Origin of the sequence: Nocardioides exalbidus, from assembly GCF_900105585.1 — a bacterium.
GTDB classification, from domain to species: domain Bacteria; phylum Actinomycetota; class Actinomycetes; order Propionibacteriales; family Nocardioidaceae; genus Nocardioides; species Nocardioides exalbidus.
Window position 1 is genome coordinate 2130993 of the sequence record NZ_FNRT01000002.1, and the last position, 19688, is coordinate 2150680.

At 73.0% G+C, this 19688-nt stretch carries 14 protein-coding genes and 2 pseudogenes; 8 read left to right on the forward strand and 8 right to left on the reverse strand.

The window, feature by feature from the left end; all coding sequences use genetic code 11:
* The first annotated feature begins 10 nt into the window (after window positions 1-10).
* On the forward strand, window positions 11-976 hold the full coding sequence (locus BLV76_RS10515; protein ID WP_090972591.1) for a carbohydrate kinase family protein: 966 nt from the start codon (window positions 11-13) through the stop codon (window positions 974-976).
* Complete coding sequence (locus BLV76_RS10520; protein ID WP_090969081.1) at window positions 973-2313, forward strand: MFS transporter; 1341 nt, start codon at window positions 973-975, stop codon at window positions 2311-2313. Before BLV76_RS10515 ends, BLV76_RS10520 begins: the two co-directional genes overlap by 4 nt.
* A 95-nt stretch (window positions 2314-2408) precedes the next feature.
* Here the strand turns inward: BLV76_RS10520 and BLV76_RS10525 are convergent, their stop codons facing one another.
* From BLV76_RS10525 to BLV76_RS10535, 3 genes and pseudogenes are all read right to left on the reverse strand, one after another.
* Window positions 2409-2615 (reverse strand): sigma factor-like helix-turn-helix DNA-binding protein, encoded by a 207-nt coding sequence (locus BLV76_RS10525; RefSeq protein WP_139306543.1) that lies wholly within the window; start codon window positions 2613-2615, stop codon window positions 2409-2411.
* A 135-nt stretch (window positions 2616-2750) separates the two neighbouring features.
* Window positions 2751-3415 (reverse strand): annotated as a pseudogene (locus tag BLV76_RS10530) (histidine phosphatase family protein).
* Between the two features lie 34 nt (window positions 3416-3449).
* Window positions 3450-4358 (reverse strand): metallophosphoesterase, encoded by a 909-nt coding sequence (locus tag BLV76_RS10535; protein ID WP_090969083.1) that lies wholly within the window; start codon window positions 4356-4358, stop codon window positions 3450-3452.
* A 103-nt stretch (window positions 4359-4461) separates the two neighbouring features.
* On the opposite strand from BLV76_RS10535, the pseudogene mptB reads away from it, so the two are divergent.
* Window positions 4462-5808 (forward strand): annotated as a pseudogene (mptB, locus tag BLV76_RS23080) (polyprenol phosphomannose-dependent alpha 1,6 mannosyltransferase MptB); the annotation flags it as partial.
* Here the strand turns inward: mptB and BLV76_RS10540 are convergent.
* The 3 genes from BLV76_RS10540 to BLV76_RS10550 form a co-directional block, all read right to left on the reverse strand.
* Window positions 5805-6998: a glycosyltransferase gene (locus tag BLV76_RS10540; protein ID WP_090972593.1), complete on the reverse strand. Its 1194-nt coding sequence runs from the start codon at window positions 6996-6998 to the stop codon at window positions 5805-5807. The pseudogene mptB and the gene BLV76_RS10540 overlap by 4 nt on opposite strands.
* Before the next feature lie 64 nt (window positions 6999-7062).
* Window positions 7063-8280 (reverse strand): fumarylacetoacetase, encoded by a 1218-nt coding sequence (gene fahA / locus BLV76_RS10545; RefSeq protein ID WP_342711699.1) that lies wholly within the window; start codon window positions 8278-8280, stop codon window positions 7063-7065.
* Entirely contained in the window at window positions 8277-9137 is an 861-nt protein-coding gene (locus BLV76_RS10550) for a hypothetical protein (protein WP_090969084.1), read from the reverse strand. Before BLV76_RS10550 ends, fahA begins: the two co-directional genes overlap by 4 nt.
* A gap of 65 nt (window positions 9138-9202) precedes the next feature.
* On the opposite strand from BLV76_RS10550, the gene BLV76_RS10555 reads away from it, so the two are divergent.
* Both BLV76_RS10555 and BLV76_RS10560 read left to right on the forward strand, forming a co-directional pair.
* Window positions 9203-10411 carry a homogentisate 1,2-dioxygenase gene (locus BLV76_RS10555; protein WP_090969085.1) on the forward strand — a complete coding sequence of 403 codons (1209 nt, stop codon included), beginning with the start codon at window positions 9203-9205 and terminating at the stop codon, window positions 10409-10411.
* A gap of 43 nt (window positions 10412-10454) precedes the next feature.
* Window positions 10455-11696, forward strand: coding sequence for a multidrug effflux MFS transporter (locus BLV76_RS10560; RefSeq protein WP_217630319.1), 1242 nt, complete (start codon window positions 10455-10457; stop codon window positions 11694-11696).
* 60 nt (window positions 11697-11756) lie between these two features.
* On the opposite strand, the gene BLV76_RS10565 is transcribed toward BLV76_RS10560, so the two are convergent.
* Together BLV76_RS10565 and BLV76_RS10570 are read right to left on the reverse strand one after the other, a co-directional pair.
* Window positions 11757-13691, reverse strand: a complete 1935-nt coding sequence (locus tag BLV76_RS10565; RefSeq protein ID WP_090969086.1) for an ABC transporter ATP-binding protein — start codon at window positions 13689-13691, stop codon at window positions 11757-11759.
* Window positions 13688-15571 (reverse strand): ABC transporter ATP-binding protein, encoded by a 1884-nt coding sequence (locus tag BLV76_RS10570; protein WP_090969087.1) that lies wholly within the window; start codon window positions 15569-15571, stop codon window positions 13688-13690. The genes BLV76_RS10565 and BLV76_RS10570 overlap by 4 nt, the downstream gene beginning before the upstream one ends.
* A 91-nt stretch (window positions 15572-15662) precedes the next feature.
* Between BLV76_RS10570 and BLV76_RS10575 the strand changes: the two genes are divergently transcribed.
* The 3 genes from BLV76_RS10575 (at window position 15663) to BLV76_RS10585 (ending at window position 19686) form a co-directional block, all read left to right on the forward strand.
* Complete coding sequence (locus tag BLV76_RS10575) at window positions 15663-18062, forward strand: FdhF/YdeP family oxidoreductase (RefSeq protein WP_342711703.1); 2400 nt, start codon at window positions 15663-15665, stop codon at window positions 18060-18062.
* Window positions 18063-18123: 61 nt separating this feature from the next.
* Complete coding sequence (locus BLV76_RS10580) at window positions 18124-19041, forward strand: pirin family protein (RefSeq protein ID WP_090969089.1); 918 nt, start codon at window positions 18124-18126, stop codon at window positions 19039-19041.
* Window positions 19042-19098: 57 nt separating this feature from the next.
* Window positions 19099-19686: a DNA-3-methyladenine glycosylase I gene (locus BLV76_RS10585; protein ID WP_245734628.1), complete on the forward strand. Its 588-nt coding sequence runs from the start codon at window positions 19099-19101 to the stop codon at window positions 19684-19686.
* Window positions 19687-19688 lie beyond the last annotated feature (2 nt).

The window sequence follows — 19688 nt, forward strand, 5'->3', positions numbered from 1 at the left end:
GATGGGAGCCATGACGACGGACCGGACGGACGCAGCAGCCAGGGTCCTCGTCGTCGGCGAGGCGCTCGTCGACGTCGTCCCCGACCATGACGGCATGCCGCGCGACCTGCCCGGCGGCAGCCCGGCCAACGTGGCCATCGCCCTCGGCCGGCTGGGTCGCGACGTACGCCTCGTGACCCTCCTCGGCGACGACGAGCGCGGCGCCGTGGTGCGCGCGTGGCTCGAGGCGAGCGGCGTCACCGTGCTCGCCCAGCCGACCGGGTCGGGCCGCACCTCCAGCGCCGCCGTCACCCTCGACGCGTCCGGCGCGGCGTCCTACGTCTTCGACCTCGACTGGGACCTCCCCGCCGTGCCCGACGAGGACTGCGACGTGCTGCACGTCGGGTCGATCGCCACGGTGCTCGCACCCGGTGCGGACGCGGTCCTGGCCGCGTTCCGTGCCCACCGGGGTCGCGCCCTCCTGTCGCTCGACCCCAACGCCCGCCCGGCGATCACCCCCGACCGCGCCGACCCGGTCGCACGCGTCGAGGAGCTCGTCGCGCTCGCCGACGTGGTGAAGGTCAGCGACGAGGACCTCCACTGGCTCCACCCCGACGCCGACCCGGTCGTCACCGCCGCCCGCTGGGCCGAGGCGGGTCCGGCGCTCGTCGTGGTGACCCGCGGCGGCGAGGGCGCGGTCGTCGTACGCCCCGGTGGCGCGCCGCTCGAGGTGCCCGGGGTCCCGGTCGCCGTGGCCGACACCGTGGGCGCGGGCGACACCTTCAGCGGGGTGCTGCTCGACGCGCTCCTCGGGCTCGGCGTCGCGGGCGCCGGCAGCGGTGACGCGATCCGCGCGCTGTCAGACCGCGAGGTGCTCGAGGCCGTCACCACCGCGGCGATCGGCGCCGCGATCAACGTCTCGCGACCGGGCGCCGACCCGCCGTCGCGCGCCGAGCTCGACACCGCCCTGGGGCTCCCCGGAGCGGGCGAGGAGTGACCACCGAGCAGGTCCACGACATCGGCAAGAGGCGCGCCTGGGTGATCTGGGCGGTCGCGCTCGCGGTCTACGTGCTGGCGGTCTTCCACCGCAGCTCGCTCGGCGTCGCCGGCATCATCGCCGCCGAACGGTTCCACATCAGCGCGACAAGCCTGGCGACGTTCACCGTCCTCCAGCTCGTCGTGTACGCCGGCATGCAGGTGCCGGTGGGCGTGCTGCTCGACCGCTTCGGCTCGCGCGCGATGCTGCTCGGCGGGCTGGGGCTGATGACGGCGGGGCAGCTCGCCTTCGCCTTCGCGGGGTCGTTCCCCGCCGCCGTCGCCGCGCGGGCCGCGGTCGGAGCGGGCGACGCGATGATCTTCATCAGCGTCATCCGGCTCGTCACGGTCTGGTTCCTGGTGCGCCAGGCGCCGATGGTCACGCAGGTCACCGGCCTCACCGGCCAGCTCGGCGCGATCGCCGCGGCCGGCCCGCTGTCGTACCTCCTGCACGAGCTCGGCTGGACCCGTGCCTTCGCCACGACCTCGAGCATCGGCCTCGTGCTCGTCGTCGCCGTGGCGCTGCTCGTCAAGGACTCGCCCTACCGCAGCGACGAGGTCGTCGCGATCAAGCTGCGCGCGCTCGCGCTGTCAGTGCGCACGGTGTGGGGCAACCCCGGGACCCGGCTGGGGATGTGGTCGCACTTCACCTCGCAGTTCTCCGCGACCGTGTTCGCGCTGCTGTGGGGCTACCCGTTCCTCGTACAGGGGCTCGGCTGGTCCTCCGGGGGCGCCAGCACGCTGCTGATGGCGATGACCGCGTGGGCCGTGGTCAGCGGGCTGGTGACCGCGCGGCTGGTGGCTCGGCTGCCGTTCTACCGCTCGTGGATCGTGATCGGGATCGTCATCGCGATGGTCGTCGCGTGGACCGCGGTCCTGCTCTGGCCCGGCGCCGCACCGCACTGGCTCGTCGTCGTGATGGCCTTCGCGACCGCGAGCGGCGGACCGGCCGCGATGGTCGGCTTCGACCTGGCCCGCTCCTTCAACCCCACCCACGAGACGGGCCGCGCCAACGGGCTGGTCAACATCGGCGGCTTCACCGCCTCCCTGCTGACGATGGCGCTCATCGGCGTCGTCCTCGACTTGTCAGCCTCCGGCGGCATGGGGTCGTACTCCCTCAGTGACTTCAAGCTCGCGCTCTCCGTGCAGTACCTCTTCTGGGCCTTCGGCGTCCTCCAGACCCTGCGCTACCGCCGCCGCGGCATCGACCACCTCGCCCGCCTGCACCCCGGGGCGATCGACCAGATGAAGTCCGGGCGGCCGTTCGTGCACCCGGGGATCGGCACCGAGGGCGTCTGAGGCTCGTCGTGATCCCCGGCTGACCGGGGATCACTCAACATGTCGGCGCTTGCAAGGCCTGACAAGTCCAGTGATTGACGGACGACCCGCTGGTGTCAGCCGACCTTGCGGTACTTCCGGTGCATGGTCTGCCGGGTCACGCCGAGCAGGGTCCCGATCTCGGCCCAGCTGAGGCCGCTGTTGCGCGCCCGGCGTACGGCAACCTCCTCGCGCCGCGACAGGTCCTTCTTCGCCTCCCGCACCGCCGCGAGCTCGTTGAAGATGCCGCCACCGTCGCCGGTGTCCACCGATGTCCTGGTCATGGCGTCAGCATATGCTGACAGATCGGCTCGTTCCAGCGACCTTTGCACCCGAGTCTCCCGGTTGTCGTCCGAGATCTGGTCCGACAACCGGGGCGGTCACCGGATATCCGGTGACTCCAGCCAGGCGAGCCCGTCTCAGCCGACCTTCCCGTCACCGTCGGAGTCGAGGTCACCCGTCGGATCGGGGGCGGAGGCGTCCTCGAGGAAGTCGCCGCCGACCGGGTGGCCCTGCCACGAGACGAGGCTCCAGCCGGCGTCGAAGTCGCCGTCAAGGACGATGAGGGCTGTGTTGTGGAGCGGCTCGGTGGCCGGGGGAGCGTCGGGGGTGGGCAGCATCCGCGACGAGGTCCAGGTCCGGAGCGCCGCGCCGTGGCTGACGATCAGTGCCGAGGCGTGACCGGCGTCGACGATCTGCCGGACGGCGGCGTCGTAGCGCGCGAGGAACTCCTCGCCCGTCTCGCCGCCGGGCATCCGGGCGGCGACGTCGCCCTCGAGCCAGGTCGCGACGGTGCCGATGTAGCCGGCGACGGCGTCGTGGTCGTGGCGCATCTCGAAGTCGCCCGCGTCGATCTCCTCGAGCCCGTCGAGCTGGGTCGGCACGAGGGCGCGGTCGTCGGCGGTGGGGCGGCGGTCTGGTGCGTACGCACGCGGCTGGAGACGTAGATCGCGTCGAGGGGCTCGTCGGCGAGGGCCTTGGCGGCGGCGACCGCCTGGGCGCGGCCGAGGTCGGTGAGGTCGACGCCGGGGTGCGCGGTGTCGAGGGCGCCGGAGACGTTGGCGTGGGTCTGGCCGTGGCGCATGAGGAGGAGTCGCACGAGGAGAGGCTTTCGGGGGCTAGTTGTTGAACTGGGAGGTCTTGGACGAGGCGAGCTCGAAGGCCTGCTCGAGGGGGATCGTCTCGAGCGCCTCGGCGATGTCGGTGCCGACCTGGCTCACCTCGACGCCGCGCTCGAGAGGGACGAGGGTGTGGACCAACCGGTCGTCGTAGGCGTGGACCATCGTGAAGGCCTGGTTGGTGTCGACGCCCGACACGAAGCGGTCGACCGGCGCCGGGTCGCTGGTGTAGCAGCTCGCGGAGGTGACCGACACGGGTACGCCGGCGAAGGTCGACCACGTCGAGAGGTGGAGGTGGCCGGCGAGGATCCCGCGCACGTCGGTGCCGGTGACGACGTCGGCCAGCGCCTGCTGGTCGTGCAGCTCGATCAGCTCGGCGGCCCGCAGCATCGGGAGCGGCAGCGGCGGGTGGTGCATGGCGAGCAGGGTGCCGTGCTCGGCCGGCGTGGCGAGCTCGGCGGCGAGCCACTCCAGCTGCGCGGGCTCGAGCACGCCGTGGTGGTAGCCCGGGACGCTCGTGTCGAGGGCGATGATGCGCAGCCCGTCGACGACGTGGACCCGGTCCTGGAAGCCGTCGTCGTCGGAGTCGTAGAGGCCGCGGGCGTAGGGCGCGCGCTCGTCGTGGTTGCCCATCGTCCAGATCACGACGGCACCCATCTCGGCAGCCGCCGGCTCGACGATCGAGCGGAGGGTGGCGTACGCATCGGGCTCCGCCTGGTCGGCCAGGTCGCCGGTGAAGACGAGGGCCTGCGGCGCCGGACGTACGGCGGCGAGGCGGGCGAGCGCACGGCGGAGGTTCGCGACGTTGTCCACGACGCCGTAGTGCAGCCCGCCCCCGCCGATCAGGTGCGGGTCGGAGAGGTGGGCGATCGCGTGCCGCGGGGCGGCGTACTGGCCGAGCTGTCTCACGGACTCACCCTAAAGTGCGGCGAAAGGGCAGCGAAGGGGTTATCCGGGCGTTCACCCCGGCGTCGGTTCGCGGTCGGCGACCGCCCCTACCGTCCGCTTCGTGGTGTCACGTGGAGTCGTCGGGAGCGTGTTCGTCCTGCTGGGCGGCCTGGTCGTCGCGACGATCCCTCCGAGCGCGGCCGTGGCCGCGGTCGACCTCCTGCAGGTCCTGCGCGGATCGCAGTGGGGACGCATGGCAGGACTGGTCGTCGTCCTCGTCGGCCTGGGCATGCTGGCCTCCGCCTGGCTGCAGCTGTGCCGTGAGTCCGCACGCGCCGACGAGCGTGACCAGGGCGCGATGCTCGCCCGGGTCCGGAACACGACCGTCCTCTGGTCGCTCCCGCTCCTCGTCGCGCCGCCGCTCTTCTCCCGCGACGGCTGGTCCTACGCCGCCCAGGGCATGCTGGCGCACCGCGGGATCTCCCCCTACGACTACGGGCCGTGGAGCCTGGTCGGTCCCCGGTCGATCCCGGGGCCTCTGACCGAGGGCGTCGACCCGCGCTGGATGGCCACCCCCGCCCCCTACGGCCCCGTGCCGCTCATCGGCGGGGACGTGGCGTCCGGGTTCACGGCGGACCCGTGGCTCCTGGTCGTCGCCCACCGGGCGATGGCCCTGGTCGGGCTGGTGCTGCTCGCCTGGGCCGTGCCGCGCCTGGCGCGCTGGTGCGGCGCCAACCCCGCACTGGCGTCGTGCCTCGTGCTGGCCTCGCCGCTGATGGTGTCCAACGGCATCGCCGGCCTGCACAACGACCTGCTGATGGTCGGCCTGATGGCGGCCGCGCTGGTCGTCGCCCGCGAGCACCACTGGGCAGCCGGTGCCGTGCTCGGCGGCCTCGCCGCGGGGGTGAAGCTCCCCGGCGGGCTGGTCTGCGTCGCCGTCGTGCTGGTCACCCTGCCCGCGGCGGCCACCGTCGCCGTACGCCTGCGCCACACCGCCCGGGTCGGCGTCGTCGCCGTCGCGGCCCTCGTGCTGCCGGGCGTCGTCTGGGGCCTGGGCATCGGCTGGCTCGGAGCCCTCGCGGTGCCCGGCACGGTGAACACCCCGCTCTCCATCCCGACCGTCGTCGGCGGCTGGTTCGACCTCGTCTCCCAGCTCATCGGGCTCGGCACTCCCGACGAGACCTTCCTCGACATCGTCCGCCTCGTCGCGCAGGTCGGCATCGTGGTCGTCACCGCGTGGGTGCTCCTCACCAGGCCGACCGGCGACCGGCGCGAGGCGGTCCGCTCGCTCGCGCTCGTGATGGCCGCGACCGTGGCGCTGAGCCCGGTCGTCCACCTCTGGTACTTCCTGTGGTTCGTCCCGTTCGTCGCGGTCCTCCGGCTGGGCCGGGGCGCGACGGCCGCCCTCGTCGCGCTCTCGCTCGTCTCCGGGCTGGTCGCGCCGATGGACTCCTCACTGCACGGCGCCTACCTGGCGATCGTGATCGGCTCCCTGGTCGTGGCCGCCGCGGCCGCGCTGCTGCTGATCACCCGGCGCGCGCGCGAGCGGCTGGCCGGCATCGCGACCGACGAGTGGACCGCCAGCATCGACTCCACCGTCGCCGACCACGGGTAGCGCTCGGCGCGTGCCCGGGCGGCTGCGCGGCGGTACGCCGTGGGGCGGGCCGCGACCTCCAGCACCGCGTCGGCCAGGGCTCCCGGCTCCGGGGCGCCCCACGCGCCGGAGGAGGCGTCGACGAGCTCGCGCGCGCCACCGCGGTCGGCGGTGACGACGGGCGTGCCGGACGCCAGCGCCTCGAGCACGGCGAGCCCGAACGTCTCGCTCGGGCACACGCTGAGCGCGACGTCGGCGTGGGCCAGCGCGCGGCTGAGGCGGGCCCGCGAGTCGACGTAGCCCCGGAAGCGGACCGGGGCGTCGCCGGCGATCTCCTCGAGCTCGTCGCGGTGCGGGCCGACGCCGTAGACGTCCATCCGCACGGGCACGCCGCGACGGTGCAGCTCGACGGCGGTGGCGACGGCGAGGTGCGGGCTCTTCTCCCGCGACAGCCGGCCGGCGTGCACGAGCCGGAGCTCCCCCCGGTCAGGTCGCAACGCACCGCGCGCGTGCGGCCGGAACGTGTCGAGGTCGACGCCGAGCGGCACCCGCACGACCGGGCAGCCGGCCGCGTCGGCGACGTCCTGGAACTCCTGCTGGGCGTACGCCGAGGTCACCACGACGGTGTCGACGCTGCGCACGAGGAGCCGGTTGAGCAGGCCGATCGAGACCTTCGAGGTGGTGTCGAAGCCGGTGCGGAGCGCGAGCATGTCGCCCAGCCGCTCGTGCGACAGGAGCACCGACCCGACACCGTTGCGGCGGGCCCACCGGGCGACCGGCAGGAGCGTGAGCTTGTCGCTCAGCTCGATCGACGTCGGCTCCCACTGCTCGAGCACCTCGGTGACCCGCCACGGCTCGACGATCAGCCGGTAGCCGCCCCCGACGCGCGGTGCGCGCAGCTGGACGACGTCGCCCAGCGGCGTCGACTCGCGGGCGTCCTCGGGGCCGGGCACGACGAGCAGGCGCCGGCACCCGGCCTCGACGTAGCCGCTGCCCAGGGCGCGCAGCGCGGTGCGCATGCCTCCCGACGCGGGTCCCACGAAGTTGGCCAGCTGGGCGATACGCATGCTGCGCACGCTGGCGCAGCGAGGTGAACGGACCCTGACCTCTGGCTGGATGCCAGGGGGCAGGTCAGTGCGCGGGGAGGACCCGGCCGGTGACCTCGCCGAGCGAGATCCGGCCACCGCCCGTGCCGGGAGCGGTGTAGCGCAGCGTCACCTCGTCACCGTCCTCGAGGAACGTGCGCTCGCGCCCTGCCACCGTGAACGGCTCCTTCCCACCCCAGCCGAGCTCGAGCAGCGACCCCCGCTGACCGGGGTCGGCGCCCGAGATCGTGCCCGACCCCCACAGGTCGCCGGTGCGCACGCTGGCGCCGTTGACCGTGGTGTGCGCGAGCATCTGCGCGGGCGACCAGTACATCGAGCGGTAGGGCGGGCGGGCGACGACCTCGCCGTCGAGGACGACCTCGACCTCGATGTCGAGACCGGCGGGCCCGTCGATGCGGAGGTAGTCGAGCACCTCCGGGTCGTCCTGGCCGGGCAGGTCGGTCCACGCCGCGTCGAGCGCCGCGAGCGGGGTGACCCACGCGCTGATCGAGGTGGCGAACGACTTGCCGAGGAACGGGCCGAGCGGGACGTACTCCCAGGCCTGGAGGTCGCGCGCCGACCAGTCGTTGAGGCCGACGACGCCGAAGGTGTGCCGCGCGAAGTCGGCGGTCGCGACGCGCTCGCCCATCTCCGACGGCACGCCGACGACGAAGCCGAGCTCGGCCTCGATGTCGAGCCGACCCGAGGGGCCGTACGACGGCAGCGCGTCGGTGGGGGCCTTTCTCTGGCCCGACGGGCGGACGATGTCCGTGCCCGAGACGACGACCGTGCCGGAGCGGCCGTGGTAGCCGACCGGGAGGTGCTTCCAGTTCGGCAGCAGCGGCTCCTGGTCGGGGCGGAAGATGCGGCCGACGTTGGAGGCGTGGTGCTCGGAGGCGTAGAAGTCGACGTAGTCGCCCACCGTGAAGGGCATGAGCATCCGCACCGAGTCGACGGGCGAGAGTGCCGGCTCGACGAGGTCGCGCTCGGTCTCGTCGGTGAGCAGTCCCGTCACCCACGTCCGGGTCGAGGCCCAGGCCTCCGGACCGGCCGCCATGAACGGGTTGAGCGTCGGCTGGTCGAACAGCGCGTGCGTGTCGACCATGTCGGCCGCCGCCACGATGCTCAGGTCGAGCACGAAGTCGCCGATGCGCACCGCGACCCGCGGGTGCTCGCCGGAGCGGGCGAAGACTCCGTAGGGGAGGTGGTCGACATCGAAGCCGGAGCCGGCGGCTCCCTCGACCCAGGTCGTCAGCGTGGTCACGGTGCCTCCAGCAGTCCGAGGGAGATGAGGTCGTCGAGCGGCTCGGACACCGAGCACGACCCGAACGAGGTGAACCAGCGGCGGGCCGAGGACGGGCCAGGTCCCGGGAGGCCGGCGGCCAGGGCGGCGCCGTCGCGCTGCTCCAGCACGTCGGTCGCGTCAGCGACGGTGCCACCGTCCCAGAGCGCCTGCGTCGCGGCGAGCACGTTGAGGAAGCCGTGCGCCCCGCCGCCCTCCGGGTCGTGGCGGACGGCGCGGTGCAGGCCGGCCGTCGCCTTGAACCGGAGCTCGCGGTCGAGCGCGGCGTCGATCCAGGCCGCCACCGTGGGGGAGTCCGGGACCAGGTCGTGGTCGACGTTGCCGAGCCGGAGCTTCAGCTGGTGGTCGCAGGCGGCGACCTCGTCGGCGGCCGCGAGCCACGCCGCGGTCGCCGGCCCGGGGAGCTCGACGAAGATCGGCACGTCGATGTCCGCGTCGCGTGCGGCGGCGTCGATGCGTCGTACGTTGCCGACCGGGTCGTCGACGTCGCGGACCGCGATCTCGACCGCGGCGACCTCGAGCCCGAGCCTGGCCGCGGCACCGATCGGCCCGGCGAGCTGGCCCGCGCCGCCGGTCACGACCACCGACAGCGGGCCGCCGAAGCCCCGCACGAGCGGGAGGTCGGTGTCGCGGAGGACGAAGCTGCCGACGAGGTCGGCGTACCACTCCGTCCGGCGGGTGCCGAAGGCCGCCGTGGCCTCGTGGATCGGCACGTCGCCCGGCGGGAAGATCGCCGCGTCGTCGATCAGTGCGCGCCAGGCCTCGGGGAGCGGGGCCGGGTGCGGGTCGGGAAGGACAGGTGCGTCAGCGGGTGCCACGGGTCTACTCTAGCCACCAGATAGCGGACATCAGTGTCCGATAATCGGATGAATGGAGCGGGCGGATGGCCCACTACCGAGCCCTCGGGCGGCTGCCGCGTCAGCGCCACACCCAGCTGCGGGACGACGACGGCCACCTCTACCGCGAGGAGCTGATGGGCGAGGAGGGCTTCTCGTCCGACTCGTCGCTGCTCTACCGCCGCGGCGTGCCCAGCGCGATCACGAACAGCGAGGTCTGGGAGCTGCCCGACCAGTCGCGCACGCCCAACCACCCGCTCAAGCCGCGGCACCTCACGCTGCACGACCTCGCGACGGGGACCTGCCCGGTCGAGGGACGCCGGCTCGTGCTCGGCAACAACGACGTCCGGATCACCTACGTCGTCACCGGCACCGACGCCTCCCCGCTCTACCGCAACGCCATCGGCGACGAGTGCGTCTTCGTCGAGTCCGGCACCGGCACCGTCGAGACCGTCTTCGGCGTCGTGCCCTACCGCGCCGGCGACTACGTCGTCGTGCCGCGCGCGACCGACCACCGCTGGGTGCCGGCCGAGCCGTCCCGGCTCTACGCCATCGAGGCCAACAGCCACATCCACCCGCCCAAGCGCTACCTCTCGCGCTTCGGCCAGCTGCTCGAGCACGCGCCCTACTGCGAGCGCGACCTGCACGGACCGGACGAGACGTTCCGGGCCGAGGGGACCGACGTCGAGGTGCTGGTCAAGCACCGCACCAGCGCGGGCATCGTCGGCACCCGGATGACGTACGCCACCCACCCCTTCGACGTCGTCGGGTGGGACGGCTGCCTCTACCCCTACACGTTCAACATCGAGGACTACATGCCGATCACCGGAAAGGTCCACCAGCCGCCGCCGGTGCACCAGGTCTTCGAGGGCTGGAACTTCGTCATCTGCAACTTCCTGCCCCGCAAGGTGGACTACCACGAGCTCGCCATCCCGGTGCCCTACTACCACTCCAACGTCGACTCCGACGAGGTCATGTTCTACGTCGGCGGCGACTACGAGGCGCGCAAGGGCTCGGGGATCGGGCTCGGCTCGATCAGCCTGCACCCCGGCGGCCACGCGCACGGCCCTCAGCCGAGCGCGATCGAGGCCAGCCTCGGCGTCCACTACTTCGACGAGTCGGCCGTCATGGTCGACACCTTCGCCCCGCTCGAGCTCGGTGAGGGAGGCCTCGCGGTCGAGGACCCGGCCTACGCCTGGACGTGGGCCGGTCGCGGGCCGCAGGGAGACGACGACGCGGTCTTCAGCAACAGCTGAGACCGCCCGCGGGCTAACCCATGTCCGCGACTAGACTTTCGAGGTGACCGCCACCGACTCCTCCCGGGACCGGGCGGTCGCCTCCCGGGCGGTCGTGCTGATCCCCCTCGTGCTCGCGCTCCTGTCGATGATCGGCCCGTTCAGCATCGACACGCCGTTCCCGGCGTTCACGCAGATGGGCGAGGCGCTCGACGTCGGCTCGCACGAGCTCCAGCTCGTGGTCACGGCCTACATGCTGGCCTTCGCGACGATGAGCCTGTTCCACGGTCCGCTGTCCGACGCGATCGGTCGGCGCCCGGTCATCATGGGCTCGCTCGTGGTGTACGCCGTCGCCTCGGTCGCGTGCGCGTTCGCGCCGACCCTCGAGCTGCTGCTCGTCGGCCGCGTCGTGCAGGGCCTCGCCGCCGGTGGCTCCACGATCGTCAGCCGCACGGTCATCCGCGACCTCTTCGACGGCCCGCAGGCCCAGCGGATGATGAGCCAGGTCGCGGTGATCTTCGGCGTCGCACCGGCCATCGCCCCGATCATCGGCGGCCTGCTCATCCAGGTCGGTCCGTGGGAGACGGTCTTCTGGTTCATGGCCGTGATGGCGCTCCTGCTCATCGTGCTCTCGGTCGCGCTGCTGCCCGAGAGCCACCCGGTCGAGCGCCGGGTGCCGCTGCGGGTCGGCGAGATCTTCCGCGGCCTCGTCCAGGTCGCCCGCGTGCCGTCCTTCCACCGGATGACCTGGGCCGCGACCCTCGTGTTCGGTGCCCAGTTCCTCTACATCGGCGGCGCCTCGATCTTCGTGGTCGACCTCCTCGGCGAGGGCGAGCTCGACTTCTGGAAGCTCTTCGTCCCGATGATCGGCGGCATGGTCGTCGGGTCGGTCGCCAGCGGTCGCTTCGGCCGCACCGTCACGAGCTCGGAGCTGGTCACGTTCGGGTACGCCGTCAGCACGGTCGGCGCGGTCGTCGGCATCCTCGTCGCCCTGACCCCGGCCGGGGAGATGCTGCCCTGGGCCGTCGTCGGCATCTCGCTCGTCGCCTTCGGCAACGGCCTGGCCTTCCCCAACATCCAGCTCCTGATGCTCGACCTCGTGCCTGCGCGCCGCGGTGCGGTGATGTCGGCGTCGTCCTTCGTCACGCTCGTCTTCAACGCCGTCAGCGCCGCCGTGCTCGCGCCGTACGCCGGCCGGTCCGTGCTGGGCTTCGCGGTCGCGGCTGCCGGCTGCGTCCTCCTCGGCTGGGGCTTCTGGACCTGGAACCGGATCGCCCTGCGCCGCCAGGCCGCCGCTCGCTCCTGAGTCTCCAGGAGACTCAAGGCCCGACGGGCGGGCGAGTCGGACGCCTGGAGGGAGTCGACCTCAGGACGTCCAGGCCCGCCAGAGGTCGGCGTACTCCCCGTCGAGCGCGATGAGCTCGTCGTGGCTGCCGAGCTCGACGATGCGCCCGTCCATGACGACCGCGATCCGGTCGGCGTCGTGGGCGGTGTGGAGCCGGTGGGCGATCGCGACGACGGTGCGGCCGGTGAGCAGGTTGTTCATCGAGCCCTCGAGGGTGCGGGCGGTCCGCGGGTCGATCAGCGACGTCGCCTCGTCGAGGACGAGGGTGTGCGGGTCGGCGATGATCAGCCGCGCGAGCGCGACCTGCTGGGCCTGCGCGGGGGTGAGGGCGAACCGGCCGGAGCCGATCATCGTGTCGAGCCCGTCGGGCAGCCGCTCGACCCACGCCAGCGAGCCGACGGCCCGCAGCGCGTCGCGGACGGCGTCGTCGTCGGAGTCCTCGCGCGCGAGGACGATGTTGTCGCGCACGGTGCCGATGAAGACGTGGTGCTCCTGGGTCACCAGCGCGACCTCGGTCCGCAGCACCTCCAGCGGCAGGTCGACGAGGTCGACCCCGCCGACCCGGGCGGTCCCGGTGCGCGGCCGGTTGATGCCGGACAGCAGCCGCCCGAGGGTCGACTTGCCCGACCCGCTCGGGCCGACGACGGCGAGCCGCTCGCCCACGGCCAGCCGCAGGTCGACGCCGTGCAGCACGTCGTGGCCCTCGCGGTAGGCGAAGCGGAGGTCCGCAGCTGCCAGCTCGACGCCGTCGGGCAGCCGGTCGCCGGCCTCGCGGTCGGGCGGCACCTCCGCGATCCCGAGGAGCCGGCTGGTCGAGGCGGCGCCGACCTGCAGCCGGTCGACCTCGCCGATGACCGCGTCGAGCGGCTCGCCCAGCGCGACGACGTAGAGCATGGCCGCGGTGATCTGCCCGAGGTCGACCCAGCCCCGGCTGTAGCCGTAGGCGCCGACCACGAGCGTGACGACCTGGGGCACCTGGAAGGCGCCGTTGAGCGCGGCGAAGAGCACGTTGCGGAGCGTCATGCTGTAGCGCTCGGCCTGGCCCGAGACCTCGATGTCGTCGCCACCGGCGCGCACGCGGCGTGCGGAGAGGCCGAGGGCCTCGACCGTCCGCGAGCCCTCGACGGTCTCGGTGAGCGTGGTGTTGATCCGGGAGTACGTCGCCCCCTCGGTGATGTACGCCTTGGGCGCGCGCCGCAGGTAGGTGCGCACCGCGGGGGCGCAGAGCGCGAAGACCAGCAGCGCGGGCACGGCCAGCACGAGCGAGTTCAGCAGCATCGCGAGGACGGACAGCACGACCGTCAGCAGCGAGATCAGCAGCCGGGGCACGCCCCACTGCACCGAGCGCGCCATCGTGCCGACGTCACGGGTCACGCGGGTGACGAGGTCGCCGGTGCTCGCGCTCTCGACGCGCCCGACGGGCAGCCGCAGGATCGTGCCGACGACGTACTCGCGGGCGGAGGCGAGCAGGTCCTGCCCGAAGTACGTCGAGGTGCGCTGGGCGGCGAACGTGAAGAGCGCCTGCAGCACCACGACCCCGACCACGGTGAGCGCGAGCGAGTCCAGCCCGGTCACCCCGGCGCCCTGCGACTGGACGCGGTTCACCAGCTCCCCGAGCAGGCGCGGCACGACGAGGGCGGACCCGGCGGCCAGGGCGTTGAGCACGACCAGCAGGACGAAGCTCCGCTTGCGGCTCCGCACCAGGTCGCCGAAGAAGGCGAGCACCGCCCGGTTGCCCGACACGGGCCAGCCGCGCACGGGGTTGCGGGAGGCGGCGTACACGTCCTCGGCGCGCTGGCGGCGCAGGTCGTGGCGCTGCCAGAGGGCCCGGTTGCGAGCGCGTGCGCCGCCGTGCCCGGGCGGTCGCAGCTCGTCGGGGATGACGGGCGGGTCGGCCGACCGGTCGCGCCACGTCTCCGCCGAGGTGGCCAGGAGGTCGGGTGCCATCGAGGTCATCGAGCCACCTCCTCGTCGTCGAGGGCCCGCGCGACCACGCGCCGGTAGTCGTCGTTGCCGGCCAGCAGGTCGGCGTGGTCGCCCTCGGCCGCCACGGTCCCGTCGTGGAGGAGGACGACGTGGTCCGCGTGGTGCAGCCACAGCGGGGAGACCGTCGCGACGACCGTGGTGCGCCCCCGCCGGGTCTCGGCGACGCGCTCGGCCACGCGGGCCTCGGTGTGCGCGTCGACGGCGGACGTCGGCTCGACGAGGACCAGGACGGGCGCGTCGGTGGCGATCGCCCGGGCGAGGACCACCCGCTGGCGCTGGCCGCCGGAGAGGCCGCGGCCGCGCTCGTCGAGCTGGCCCTGCCAGCCCTCCGGCAGGGCGTCGTAGACGTCCTCGGCGTTGGCGACCCGCAGCGCGTGCTCGGCCTCCTCGCGGGTGAGCCGGCCGTGCGGGTCGACGGCGTCCTGCAGCGTGCCGGCGAAGACCTGGCTGCCGGTGTCGCTCACCAGCACCTGGCGGCGTACGTCTCCCAGGCTGGCGCGGGCGAGGTCCACCCCGCCCAGCGTCACGCCCCAGTCGCGGCCGGCGCGCTCCTCGTCGAGCGCGGCGATGCGGGCGCGCTCCTGCGCCCGGGCGGCGCGGGCACGGCGCGCGGCGCGGCCCTTGGCTCCCGCCTCGTCCTCGGTCGGCGCCGGCTCGGTGTCGGCAGGCAGGTAGCGACCGAGCCGGTCGGCGAGCGCGGCGCTCTGCTCGGGCACTGCGCTGACCACGACGGTCAGCAGCCCGGGTCGTACGTCGAGCCCGCTGGCGTCGTCGTGGAGGCCGGCCGTGCCGTCGAGGGCCACCGGCTGCGCGGGGTCGCGCCACGGGGGTCGCTGCTCGAAGATCGCGACGGCCTTGCGCGCGCTCACCAGGGCGCGGGTCACCTTCTGCGCGAACTCGAAGAAGGTCCGGATCGGGCCGACCATGAACAGGCCGTAGCCGAGGAAGGTGATCAGCTCGCCGACGGTCAGCGCGCCCTCCTGGACCTGCCGGGTGCCCAGCCAGACCAGCGCGACCAGGAAGATCCCGGAGAGCAGGACACCGACGGCCTCGACCACCGCCTGCCAGATCCCGGCCGCGACGCCGGCCTGCCGCGCCGACTGCGACTGCCGGTCGTAGTTGGCGCCGAAGGTCTGCTCGCCGCCGATGCCGCGCAGGATCCGCAGCCCGGCCACGATGTCGGTGGCCAGCGAGGTCAGGTCGGAGGTGCGCGAGCGCTCCACCTCCTGGCGCCGGTGGAGGGGGCGCAGCAGCGGCAGTGCGGCGCCGACCAGGACGGGTGCGGCGACCAGCGTGAGCACGCCGAGCTGCCACGACATCGTCAGCACGATGAACGCCACGGTGAGGTACGACGCCAGCTGGCCGGCCGTGCGCGCCACGATCTCGGTGAGCGCGCCGAACTCGTCGGAGTCGCTCGACGCGACGCTGAGCACCTCGCCGGTGGGGGAGCGCCGGGGCAGCACGTGCCCCATCTGCGCCACCTTGCGGGTGACCATCTCGAGGGTGCCGTAGAGGCCGACGAGCCAGCTGCGGACCACGAGGGTGTGGGAGACGACCCCGAAGACGCCGCCGATCAGGACGACGACCAGCAGCAGGGCCGCCCAGCCCAGCAGCGCCGCGACCGACCCGCCGACGATGCCGTCGTCCACCGCGCGGCCGAAGATCCAGGGTCCGAGGGTCATCGGGAGGAACCACAGCGCGTAGCAGAGGGACGAGAGGGCGATCAGGCCCTTCTGCTGCCCGAGGACCCAGCGGAGGAACGCCGCAGGGGACCGGGTGTCGGGGTCCGGGGTGGGTGCGTCGTCGGTTCCGGTGAAGAACGTCGCGATCCGGGGAGGGAAGTCCTGCATGACCCGCACGACCCTAGGCGCCCGGACCCCGAACCCACGAAGCATTAACGCCTCTGTCGCTCGGCTGGGGCGAGGAGGCAGGATGGGAGGGGTGACGCGGCTGAAGAAGAAGGTGACCGACCGCCTGCGAGGCGTTCCGGAGATCGACCCGGTCGAGGACGACCCGAAGGTCGACGGCTCGGCCCACGCGGCGGCCGGGGTGACGGCGGTGGCGGTGGCGATGCGCCGCGCCGTCGGGCAGATGGGCCCGGTCCGCACCGCGCAGACGCTGCTCAGGCTCAACCAGGTCGACGGCTTCGACTGCCAGGGCTGCGCGTGGCCCGACCCCGACGCCGGTCACCGCCACGCCGCGGAGTTCTGCGAGAACGGCGCGAAGGCCGTCGCCGAGGAGGCCACCAAGGAGCTCCTCGACCGCGACTTCTTCGCCCGGCACTCGATCGCCGACCTCGCCGACCGGTCGGAGTACTGGCTGGGCAAGCAGGGCCGGATCACCGAGCCGATGGTGCTGCGGCCCGGGGCCACCCACTACGAGCCGATCTCGTGGGACGACGCCTTCGCGACGGTCGCGCGCCACCTCAACGCGCTCGACCACCCCGACCAGGCCGTGTTCTACACCTCCGGCAAGGTCTCCAACGAGGCCGCGTTCGCGTTCCAGCTCTTCGTCCGGTCCTTCGGCACCAACAACCTGCCCGACTGCTCGAACATGTGCCACGAGTCGAGCGGCACCGCGCTGGTCGAGACGATCGGCATCGGCAAGGGCTCGGTCAGCCTCGACGACATCCACCGGGCCAAGCTCCTCGTGGTCGTCGGGCAGAACCCCGGCACCAACCACCCGCGCATGCTCAGCGCGCTGGAGGAGGCCAAGAACAACGGTGCGAAGATCATCTCGATCAACCCGCTCCAGGAGGCCGGGCTGGTCCGCTTCAAGAACCCCCAGCACGCCAAGGGCGTCGTCGGTGGCGGCACCGCGCTGTCCGACCTGCACCTGCCGGTCCGGATCAACGGCGACCTGGCGCTCTTCCAGGCGATCGGCCACCTCCTCGTCGAGTGGGACGCGCTCGACCACGAGTTCCTGGCCGACCACGCGACCGGGCTCGACGACTACGTCGCCCACGTGGCCGACCTCGACTGGGAGCAGGTCGAGCAGGCCACCGGCCTCTCGCGTGCGCAGATCACCGAGGCGGCGACCTACTTCCGCGACTCCCCGGCGACCATCACCTGCTGGGCGATGGGCATCACCCAGCACCGCAACGCCGTCGGCACGATCAAGGAGATCGTCAACCTGGCCCTCCTGCAGGGCAACATCGGCAAGCCGGGCGCGGGCGTGTGCCCGGTGCGCGGCCACTCCAACGTCCAGGGCGACCGCACGATGGGCATCTGGGAGCGGGTGCCCGACCACTTCCTCGACCGGCTCGACGCCGAGTTCTCGATCACCTCGCCGCGCGAGCACGGCCACGACACCGTGGCGGCGATCCACGCGCTGAAGGACGGCGAGGCCCGCGTCTTCTTCGCGATGGGCGGCAACTTCGTCGGCGCCACCCCCGACACCGAGGTCACCGAGAAGGCGATGCGCAACGCCGCGCTGACCGTGCAGGTCTCGACCAAGCTGAACCGCTCGCACGTCGTCACCGGCGGCGAGGCGCTCATCCTCCCGGCGCTCGGCCGCAGCGAGAAGGACATGACCGGCGGTCGCGAGCAGCGGGTCACCGTCGAGGACTCGATGTCCGCGGTCCACGCGTCGAAGGGCCCGCTCGAGCCGGCCTCGGAGCACCTGCGCTCGGAGGTCGACATCATCTGCTCGACGGCCCTCGCGACGCTCGGTGCCGACCACGTCGTGCCGTGGGCCCACCTGAGGGCCGACTACACCGAGATCCGCCGCCGGATCGCGCGCGTGGTGCCGGGCTGTGACGACTACGACCGGCGCGTCGACACCCCCGGCGGCTTCGTGCTGCCGCACCCGCCGCGCGACAGCCGCACCTTCACGACCCCGTCCGGCAAGGCGGTCCTCAGCGTCACGCCGTTCGACGTGCTGCAGGTCCCCGAGGGCCGGCTGATCCTCCAGACGCTGCGTTCGCACGACCAGTTCAACACCACCATCTACGGCCTCGACGACCGCTACCGCGGCATCAAGAACGGCCGCCGGGTCGTCTTCGTCCACCCCGACGACGTGTCCGCGCTCGGCTGGTCGGAGGGCGACGTGGTCGACCTGGTGGGGGAGTGGACCGATCCGCGCACCGGCGAGCGCAGCGAGCGGGTCGCACGCGACTTCCGCATCGTCGGCTACGACCAGCCCCGCGGCTGCGCGGCCGCCTACTACCCCGAGACCAACCCGCTCGTCCCGCTCGACCACATGGCCGAGGGCAGCCGGACGCCGGCGTCGAAGTCGCTGGTCGTCCGGCTCGCGGAGCGCGGCACGTGGCACTCCGGGGCCGAGGCGAGCGACAGCGGCGGCGCCGGCCGCAGCGACGTACGGCCCCACCACCTGAGCTGAGCCCGCCCGACTCCGCGGACTCCGCCACACGGATTCGCCGGGACGGGTACGGTGGCCAGCGATGACCCCGCACATCGACGTGCTCACCTCGCGCGAGGTCCCTCTGGGCGGTCCCCGGGCCATGCGCGTACGACGCACGCTCCCGCAGCGCCACCGCTCACTCATCGGTGCGTGGTGCTTCGTCGACCACTACGGTCCCGACGAGGTCACCGACACCGGCGGCATGGTCGTCGCGCCGCACCCGCACACCGGGCTGCAGACGGCGAGCTGGCTCTTCGAGGGCGAGATCGAGCACCGCGACTCCGCCGGCAACCACGCGACCGTCCGGCCGGGCGAGCTCAACCTCATGACCGCGGGTCGCGGGATCAGCCACTCCGAGGTCTCGACCGCCGGCACCGACGTGCTCCACGGCGCCCAGCTCTGGATCGCCCTGCCCGAGGGCACCCGCCACACCGACCCGTCGTTCGAGCACTTCGCGCCGAAGCCGGTGCGCGGGCCGGGCTGGGAGGCACGGGTCTTCCTCGGCTCGCTGCTCGGCGCCGAGTCCCCGGTCACCACCCACACGCCCCTGCTCGGTGCCGAGCTGATGCTGGCGACCGGCAAGACGCTCGAGATCGAGGTCGACGAGGGCTTCGAGCACGGCGTCATGCTCGACGTCGGGCTGGTGTCGGTCGACGACGTCGAGCTGAAGCCGAGCGACCTGGCCTACGTGTCCCCGGGGCGGACGACCCTCACGATCACCGCGCTCGAGGAGTCGCGGATGCTCGTGCTCGGCGGCCCGCCGTTCGGCGAGGCGATCGTGATGTGGTGGAACTTCATCGGCCGCACCCACGACGAGATCGTCGGCTACCGCGAGGAGTGGCAGGCCCAGATCGACGACGGCCGGCAGGTCGACGGGCGCTTCGGGGTCGTCGACATCGACATGGACTCCATCCCCGCGCCCGAGATGCCCAACGTCCGCCTCAAGCTCCGCCACTGACGCCGAGTCGGCGGCATGGTCGCGCGGGTTGTCGGTGGCGTGGGCGAGGATGCTGGGGTGGAGAGCGGAATCGGCCCGGTCGTCGGTGACGACGGCATCGCGCGGTGTCCCTGGGGCGCGAGCTCCGACGTCTACGTCGCCTACCACGACACGGAGTGGGGCGTCCGCGTCAGCGGCGAGGCGGCGCACCTCGAGCGGCTCACGCTGGAGGCCTTCCAGTCCGGGCTCTCCTGGCTGACGATCCTCAACAAGCGCCCCCGCTTCCGCGAGGTGTTCGCCGGCTTCGACGCCGACGCCGTCGCGGCCTTCGGTCCGGCCGACGTCGAGCGGCTGATGGCCGACACCGGCATCGTGCGCAACCGCCGCAAGGTCGAGGCCGCGATCACCAACGCCCGGGCCACCGTCGCGCTGCGCGAGCAGGGTGGGCTCGAGGCCTTCATCTGGTCGTTCCGGCCCGAGCCGGGCCCCGCGCCGGTGCTGACCGGGGACGTGCCGACCACCTCTCCCGCGTCGCTCGCCCTGTCCAAGGCGCTCAAGAAGGCCGGCTTCGCCCACGTCGGCCCCACCACGATGCATGCCCTGATGGAGGCCATCGGCCTCGTCGACGACCACCTCGCGGGCTGCCACCGCCGCGGCACCGCCTGACG

What these genes read in the sequence shown, in the direction of transcription:
- BLV76_RS10525 (WP_139306543.1), bottom strand. Translation starts at nt 2,615, where the DNA reads ATGACCAGGACATCGGTGGACACCGGCGACGGTGGCGGCATCTTCAAC.
- BLV76_RS10515 (WP_090972591.1), top strand. Translation starts at nt 11, where the DNA reads ATGACGACGGACCGGACGGACGCAGCAGCCAGGGTCCTCGTCGTCGGC.
- BLV76_RS10570 (WP_090969087.1), bottom strand. Translation starts at nt 15,571, where the DNA reads ATGCAGGACTTCCCTCCCCGGATCGCGACGTTCTTCACCGGAACCGAC.
- BLV76_RS10580 (WP_090969089.1), top strand. Translation starts at nt 18,124, where the DNA reads ATGACCCCGCACATCGACGTGCTCACCTCGCGCGAGGTCCCTCTGGGC.
- BLV76_RS10565 (WP_090969086.1), bottom strand. Translation starts at nt 13,691, where the DNA reads ATGACCTCGATGGCACCCGACCTCCTGGCCACCTCGGCGGAGACGTGG.
- BLV76_RS10555 (WP_090969085.1), top strand. Translation starts at nt 9,203, where the DNA reads ATGGCCCACTACCGAGCCCTCGGGCGGCTGCCGCGTCAGCGCCACACC.
- BLV76_RS10540 (WP_090972593.1), bottom strand. Translation starts at nt 6,998, where the DNA reads ATGCGTATCGCCCAGCTGGCCAACTTCGTGGGACCCGCGTCGGGAGGC.